This is a genomic window from Methylobacterium sp. W2, assembly GCF_020662345.1.
GTDB lineage: Bacteria > Pseudomonadota > Alphaproteobacteria > Rhizobiales > Beijerinckiaceae > Methylobacterium.
In genome coordinates this window covers 130221-137293 of the sequence record NZ_VMOA01000009.1, presented here as the reverse complement: position 1 = coordinate 137293, position 7073 = coordinate 130221, and the positions used below count along the sequence as shown (strand labels likewise).

The 7073-nt window shown below is 66.1% G+C and carries 7 protein-coding genes; 1 reads left to right on the top strand and 6 read right to left on the bottom strand.

Annotated elements, in window-relative coordinates; translation table 11 throughout:
- Window positions 1-669 precede the first annotated feature (669 nt).
- The 5 genes from FPV16_RS07280 to FPV16_RS07260 all read right to left on the bottom strand — a co-directional run bounded on the left by FPV16_RS07280 (window position 670) and on the right by FPV16_RS07260 (window position 4200).
- The gene (locus FPV16_RS07280) at window positions 670-2484 is read right to left on the bottom strand and encodes an ABC-F family ATP-binding cassette domain-containing protein (protein WP_227437458.1); all 1815 of its coding nucleotides are present in this window, start codon (window positions 2482-2484) and stop codon (window positions 670-672) included.
- A gap of 57 nt (window positions 2485-2541) precedes the next feature.
- Window positions 2542-2772: a hypothetical protein gene (locus tag FPV16_RS07275; RefSeq protein ID WP_056162480.1), complete on the bottom strand. Its 231-nt coding sequence runs from the start codon at window positions 2770-2772 to the stop codon at window positions 2542-2544.
- 82 nt (window positions 2773-2854) lie between these two features.
- Window positions 2855-3172: a polyhydroxyalkanoic acid system family protein gene (locus tag FPV16_RS07270; protein WP_018044484.1), complete on the bottom strand. Its 318-nt coding sequence runs from the start codon at window positions 3170-3172 to the stop codon at window positions 2855-2857.
- A 213-nt stretch (window positions 3173-3385) separates the two neighbouring features.
- Window positions 3386-3691 (bottom strand): septal ring lytic transglycosylase RlpA family protein, encoded by a 306-nt coding sequence (locus tag FPV16_RS07265; protein ID WP_227437456.1) that lies wholly within the window; start codon window positions 3689-3691, stop codon window positions 3386-3388.
- Between the two features lie 281 nt (window positions 3692-3972).
- On the bottom strand, window positions 3973-4200 hold the full coding sequence (locus FPV16_RS07260) for a hypothetical protein (RefSeq protein ID WP_227437454.1): 228 nt from the start codon (window positions 4198-4200) through the stop codon (window positions 3973-3975).
- Window positions 4201-4326: 126 nt separating this feature from the next.
- On the opposite strand from FPV16_RS07260, the gene FPV16_RS07255 reads away from it, so the two are divergent.
- Entirely contained in the window at window positions 4327-5520 is a 1194-nt protein-coding gene (locus FPV16_RS07255; RefSeq protein WP_319802222.1) for a site-specific DNA-methyltransferase, read from the top strand.
- A 135-nt stretch (window positions 5521-5655) separates the two neighbouring features.
- On the opposite strand, the gene mutY is transcribed toward FPV16_RS07255, so the two are convergent.
- Entirely contained in the window at window positions 5656-6978 is a 1323-nt protein-coding gene (mutY, locus tag FPV16_RS07250; RefSeq protein ID WP_227437483.1) for an A/G-specific adenine glycosylase, read from the bottom strand.
- Window positions 6979-7073 lie beyond the last annotated feature (95 nt).

Genomic DNA, 7073 nt, shown 5'->3' with positions numbered 1-7073 from the left:
ATCCGAGCCCCCAGACTATCGAGCCGCCGCCCGGGGCGATGGTGACCGACACCACCGACGCAGGCACCGCCCCGCCGCCCCTTTCGGCCCACCCGGTCGGTCACCGGACAGGCCCCCTTCGCTGGGCAGCAGGTGTGGGGATATAGGCATGAAATAGGAATTTTGTCAAGAAGTTTCAGGTCGGGGAGAACGGTTTCGGCCATAGGACCGCTATCGGGACGCCGCGGCGTTCTCTGGCGTCCCATCGGGGGCGAAGGTCTCGTGAACGCTCCGTGCTCTCTGTCTCGGCAGGAGCGTTCTCGCCCCTCCGCGAGGTGCCATGACCCTGGCGGAGGGACCGGGATTCTAAGCAGGTTCGCGTTGGTCGACCAACGCTTCACCCTGCTTAGCTCTCTGATGTGTCGCAGCTTTTGATCGCAGAACCGGGGGCCACTTTTGCGAAACCTGCTTAGTGTCTCTCACAAAACTCCCGCTGCGCCGTCGTGCTTGGAGCGAGAACCGACCGTGACCGGGAGTTTCGTGAGGCACTCTTAGCCCTTCCTCCATGCGGACAGTTCGGGGTCGTAAATGGTCCCGCCGGCTTCCCCCGGTCGAGGGGGGCGCGTCATTGAGCGGGGGAGTCCGAGCCGACACGCTCTGCCGGGCGTCCGGTGCGGAGGGCGACCCGCCTCATCCTTCCCGCTGCATCTCCAGTTCCAGCCAACGGTCCTCGGCCGCCGAGAGGTCGGCCTCCGCCGCCGCGAGGGTCGCCGAGGTTTTCTGGAACAGGGCCGGATTGCGGCTGTAGAGCTGCGGATCGGCGAGGACGGCGCGGTTCTTGGCGATCTCGATCTGCAGCTTCGCGATCCGCTCCGGCAGGGTCTTCAACTCGTGCTGGTCCTTGAACCCCATCTTCGTCTTGGGCGCCGGGGGCGCGGACGTGCTGACGAGGCGGCCCGGCTTCACCTTGCCGTCGGGGCGAGGCGCCGTGGCGCTTTTGCGCGCCTCGACGCCCTGGCCGCGCTGGGTGACCATGTCGGTATAGCCGCCGGCATACTCGACCCAGCGCCCCTCCCCCTCGCTGACGAGGACGCTGCCGACGACGCGGTCGAGAAAGTCACGGTCGTGGCTCACCAGGATCAGCGTGCCGGAATAGTCCGACAGCATTTCCTGCAGGAGGTCCAGGGTCTCGAGATCGAGGTCGTTGGTGGGCTCGTCGAGGACGAGGAGGTTGGCGGGCTGGGCCAGGGCCCGGGCGATGAGAAGGCGGTTGCGCTCGCCGCCGGAGAGCACCCTCACCGGGGTCCGGGCCTGTTCCGGGGCGAACAGGAAGTCCTTGAGATAGCCGATGACGTGGCGGCTCACGCCACCGACGACCACGCTGTCGCCGCTGCCACCGGTGAGAACCTCCGTGACCGTCATCGACGGCTCCAGCACCGCGCGGGCCTGGTCGAGGAGCATCATCTTGAGGTTCGTGCCGAGGGCAATGCTGCCGGAATCCGGTGCAGATTGTCCCGTGAGCAGGTTGATGAGCGTGGTCTTGCCGGCGCCGTTGGCGCCGACGATGCCGAGCCGGTCGCCCCGCATCACCCGGATCGAGAGATCATCGACGATGCGGCGCTCACCATAGGCCTTGGCGGCATTCTTCGCCTCGATCACCAGGGCGCCGGAACTCTCGGCTTCGGTGGAGGTCATCGTTGCGGTGCCGACGGGGCGGCGGTCCTCGCGGCGGTCCTTGCGAAGGGCGTGCAGGTTGCCGAGCCGCCGGACGTTGCGCTTGCGGCGCGCCGTGACGCCGTAGCGCAGCCAATGCTCCTCGTCGGCGATCTTGCGATCGAGCTTGTGCCGGTCGCGCTCCTCCTCCTCGAAGAAGGCGTCGCGCCAGGCCTCGAAGGTGGAAAAGCCCTGCTCGATCCGCCTCGTGATGCCACGATCGAGCCAGACGGTGGTCTTCGACAGGGCCGAGAGGAAGCGCCTGTCGTGGCTGATGAGGACGAGCGCGCCGCGCACGGATTTCAATTCCGCCTCCAACCATTCGATGGCCGGCAGGTCGAGATGGTTGGTGGGCTCGTCGAGCAGCAGGATGTCGGGCTCGGGTGCCAGTGCCTGAGCCAGGGCCACGCGCCGCCCCTCCCCGCCCGACAGGCTCGCCGGGTTCTCGGCCCCCGTCAGACCCAGGCTCTCCAGCAGGTAGCGGGCACGATAGGCGTCGTCGCCATGGGTGAGGCCATGTTCGACGAAATCGAGGGTGGTGGAAAAGCCCGAGAAATCCGGTTCCTGAGCCAAGTAGCGGATGGTGGTGCCGGGCTGGACGAAGCGCACGCCCTTGTCGGGCTCGATGAGCCCGCAGGCGATCTTCATGAGCGTCGACTTGCCCGAGCCGTTGCGGCCGACGAGGCAGGTCCGTTCGCCGGGCGAGATCGCGAGATCCGCCTGTTCGATCAGCGGCGTGCCGCCGAAGGTGAGCGCGACATTCTGGAGGGTGAGGAGCGGGGGAGCGGCCATGATGCGGGCTTATGGCAGCGCAACCGCTCCCGAACAAATGCGGTTTTGCCTTTGGGGCTACATCGTCGGGTTAGCCGGGCCGGTTGGCGACGGATCGGGCGAGACGGGAGCGGGGCTCGGGTCGATCACGGGAATCTCCGTCGGGCTCTCGGTGGGTGCCTCGGCCGGCGTCGATGCGGGGATGTCCGGCCCGGGCGCCGGCGGCGGCGTCTGGGGAGCCTCGTAGGGCGTATCGGGAACCGGAGCTTCCGGGATGGGCGCGGGATCTATGGGGCCTGGATTGGACATGGGCGACGCCACCTGCTCGCGAGGTTTCGGGAGAGGGCTGGAAACGGACGAGCGCCCGGTGCCGTTCCCCCGATGGAAATCCTCAGCCCTTCTTGATCAGGAGCTGGTTGCCTTCCTTGCCGATGATCTTCTTCATCCGCTCGGCGAACAGGGCCAGCAGCATCGGCAGGCGCACTTCGATACGGACCGTCTCGGGAAGGACGTCGACCTCGCCGTCCACCTTCTGGCCCATGGCGGACATGGCGAAGTTCAGACGGTCGTCGGTCCAGGTCATGTGCTCGACGTTGATTCCCGCTTTGGCGCAGGCCGCCTTGGCTTTGTCGAGCCCGTTCGAAATCCGCCGTTTCGCCTCGACGGGGCCGATCTCGTGGGGAATCTCGACGATCAGGGGCTTTGCCATGGGGGAACCATCCTCAAACACGCATCCAGCCGTCAAGATGGGGCCGATCGCCATCCATGCAACGGCGACTGGCCCCTTAGTTCATGAAGCGCGGCGGTGAAACCCATCTCTTTCGGAATCACCATGCGGCATCAGGAAGATGAGGCATGCCGCCCGTCGTCGCGACCCGGCACGGCGATCCTCCGGCATGCCCATAATGTCATGGGTTCCGCATCAGTTCACGACCTTGAGCGAGACGTAGGTCGTGCCGCCCATGCCGAGCGCCCGGGCAGAGCCCTTGGCGAGATCGATGATCCGGCCGTGCACGAATGGTCCGCGATCGTTGATGCGCACCACCACTGAGCGGCCGTTGCGCTTGTTCTCGACCCGGACACGGGTGCCGAACGGCAGGCTGCGATGAGCGGCGGTCATCCCATTCGGATTAAAGCGCTCGCCATTCGCCGTCTTGCGGCCGCTGCCATACCAGGAGGCCGCGCCGGATTGGGCGGTGGCCGGTGCACTGAGTGCGGCGAGAGACATGGCGGTTCCAATAACGGCAGCGGTCCAACGAACGGGCTTCATATTCATCCGCATTCCCTTTGTTGTTGCAGAGGCCGCGGAACATAGAGCCAATGAAGGCTGAAATGAGATCAGTAGAATGTGGCAGAGGCTGCCTTCATTAGCCTGGGCCATCCGTAGAATGTGTGAATAAAATCTAAAGATCTTTCGAATTGGAGGCGTGCCCGAATTCTATATTGAGAGCGGATCGTGACTGTCGTGGGCAGATTTCGTCCCACAGCCCAAGCCCGTCACATTTCCCGTCACATCAATGGCGAAGCGTAGCCGTAACCCGGCGCGAGGTGCATGGGAGATGCGCGCGGCCCGTGACCCTGACGGTTCCGGAAGGGTCGCCAACGGGTCGCGAGGATCGGTAACAGCGTCGGATAGATCTCCGCGGCGAGATCAAAATCGTCTGTTTGATCATCGTTCCACGATGATTGCAGGGTAAATGAATAGTTAAAACGATTAGGCGAGATCTGAAAACTCATCAGTATTCGAGTGGGTAGGCAAAATCTGCAGCCCCAAATCGAGACGCATTGTTCGCACCCCGGCAACCCGCCCTTTACGTTAACGGCCCCATGGTCTGCCTGTCAGTCGCGTAACCGGTGTTTGCCATGGCTTCCCTGCGTACCGCGGTTGCCGACACCGTCGCCCGGAAAAGTGTCTCGCGTACCGGGCGACTCGTGTCGGCGCCGCGGATGGGTCTCGTACCCGCCGCCCAGCGTCTTCCTCTCGACGAAATCCTCGTCGGGGATTGCATCGCCGCCATGAACGCCTTGCCGGCAGCGAGCGTCGACTGCGTCTTTGCCGACCCGCCCTACAATCTCCAGCTCGGAGACGGCTCGCTGTTGCGGCCCGATCAGAGCCGCGTCGATGCCGTCGACGACGCCTGGGACCAGTTCTCGAGCTTCGCCGCCTATGACGAGTTCACCCGCGCCTGGCTCACCGCCGCCCGCCGGGTGATGAAGCCGAACGCCACCCTCTGGGTCATCGGCTCCTACCACAACATCTTCCGCGTCGGCTCGGTGCTCCAGGATCTCGGGTTCTGGATCCTCAACGACATCGTCTGGCGGAAAGCCAACCCGATGCCGAACTTCCGTGGGAAGCGGTTCACCAACGCCCACGAAACCCTGATCTGGGCCTCACGCTCGGCGGAGGCGAAGAGCTACACCTTCCATTACGAGGCGCTGAAGGGCGGCAACGACGACGTCCAGATGCGTTCGGACTGGTTCATCCCCCTCTGCACCGGCGACGAGCGCCTGAAGGGCGCCGACGGCCAGAAGGTCCACCCGACCCAGAAGCCCGAGGCTCTCCTCGCGCGCACCCTCCTCTCGGCCACGAATGCCGGCGACGTGGTGCTCGATCCGTTCTTCGGCACGGGCACCACCGGGGCCGTCGCCAAGCGCCTTGGCCGGCGCTTCATCGGCATCGAGCGCGAGACGGTCTATGCCGAGGCGGCCCGCGCCAGGATCGACGCCGTGGAGCCCCTGTCCAAGGCCGCCCTCCTCGTCGCCCCGACCAAGCGGGCCGAGCCGCGTGTCGCCTTCCTCAGCGTCATCGAGGCCGGCCATATCCGCGCGGGTGAAATCCTCACCGATGCGCGCGGTCGCCACGAAGCCGTGGTGCGTCCCGACGGGACGCTGATGGTCGGACCGGCCATGGGCTCGATCCACAAGATCGGCGCCCTCGTCCAGGGCTTCCCCTCCTGCAACGGCTGGGATTTCTGGCATGTCAGGCGCGACGGCAAACTGGTTCTGATTGACGTGTTCCGGGGCCGGATGCGGGCCGCGATGGGGTCGGCCGCCTGATTTTTTAGAGGGTGACAGGACCCTGCGTCAGCGGATCGGATGAGGGGTCCAACCTTTCCGGAGAGGTCGTCCCCTCTCCCGCCTGCTTCGCAGGCATCCTCCCCCGCGAAGGGGGAAGGGCCCGCGCTATTCCGATCAAGGACGCGTTTTCGGCCTGCCGCGCTTGCGCGGCGCCACTGGCGGGGGCGTTTCCTCCGGCTCTCCGAAAAACCCCTCCCCGTCCTCGACCGGCGGCTTCGCGACGGGACGCGGTGCCGGTTTGGGCACCGGGTGAAAGCTCGGGCGCGGCTCGCGTACCGGCGCCTCGTCTTCAGCGAAGAGCGGTGTGTCCTGGACCGCCCGCATGGCCTTCGGCCGTCCGCGCTTCACGGTCTCGGGCTTCGGATCGAAGGCATGGGCGAGCACCTTTTTCATCACGCCGGGCAACGGTTCCTCGTCGAGGTCGCGCCGGGGCGTGAAGCGCATGCCGCCCGGTGCCTTCGTGGCGAGGCCGACACGGGCGACGAAAACAGTCAGCCCCAGCGGGAAATGGCTGAAGACGTGGCGGACCACTCCCGGCAATCGCTTCCATCGCGCGTCCAGGGGAGCGTCGAGCAGCGCCTGGGTAACGTCGTAGCCACTCTCCCATGCGCTGGTCGGAGGTTCCGCCATGGCACCGAGCAGCCCCTCTGGGGGGCGGGTCCGCAACAGGACGGCTTCGTCGCCGCTGCGGATCGCCACGAAGGCCGCGCCACATCGCTCGATGCCCTTCGTCTTCTTGATCTTGCGTGGAAACGTCTCCTGCAGCCCGAGGGCGCGGGCCTCGCAGGGCGCCATCCAGGGGCAGAGGGCGCAGGCCGGGCGCTTCGGCGTGCAGATGGTGGAGCCGAGATCCATCAGGCTCTGGGCGAAGTCACCCGGTCTTTGTGCCGGTACGAGGCTCTGCGTCAGTCGTCGGATCTCGGGGCGCGCTGCGGGGATCGGGGTCTCAATGGCGAAGAGCCGGGTCACCACCCGCTCGACATTGCCGTCCACGGCCGCTTCCTGCCGGTCGAAGGCGATGGCCGCGATGGCGCCGGCCGTGTAGGCGCCGATGCCGGGCAGCTTGCGCAATCCGTCGAGTGTGTCGGGGAAGGCGCCGGCTTCCGTGACCGCCTTGGCGCAGGCATGGAGGTTGCGGGCGCGCGAGTAATAGCCGAGGCCGGCCCAGGCCGACATGACGCTCTCCTCCGGCGCGGCCGCGAGGGCCTCTACAGAGGGGAAGCGTTCGAGGAAGCGCAGGAAATAGGGTTTGACCGCCGTGATCGTGGTCTGTTGCAGCATCACCTCGGACAGCCAGACCCGATAGGGGTCGGGCGTCTCACCCGGCAGGGCACGCCAGGGCAGGACGCGTCGATGCCTGTCGTACCAGGCGAGGAGGTCAGCGGCTCGCGGGCCTCGGGTGGAAGGATCCGTTGTTGCCGTGAAGTCCGGTGACATGAAATCCCGCGACATGAGATCCGGCGTGTTGGGCGCCCGTCCATACAGGGTGGCCGCGAACGATCAAAGCATTCGAAAGCCGGGGCGGTTCACGC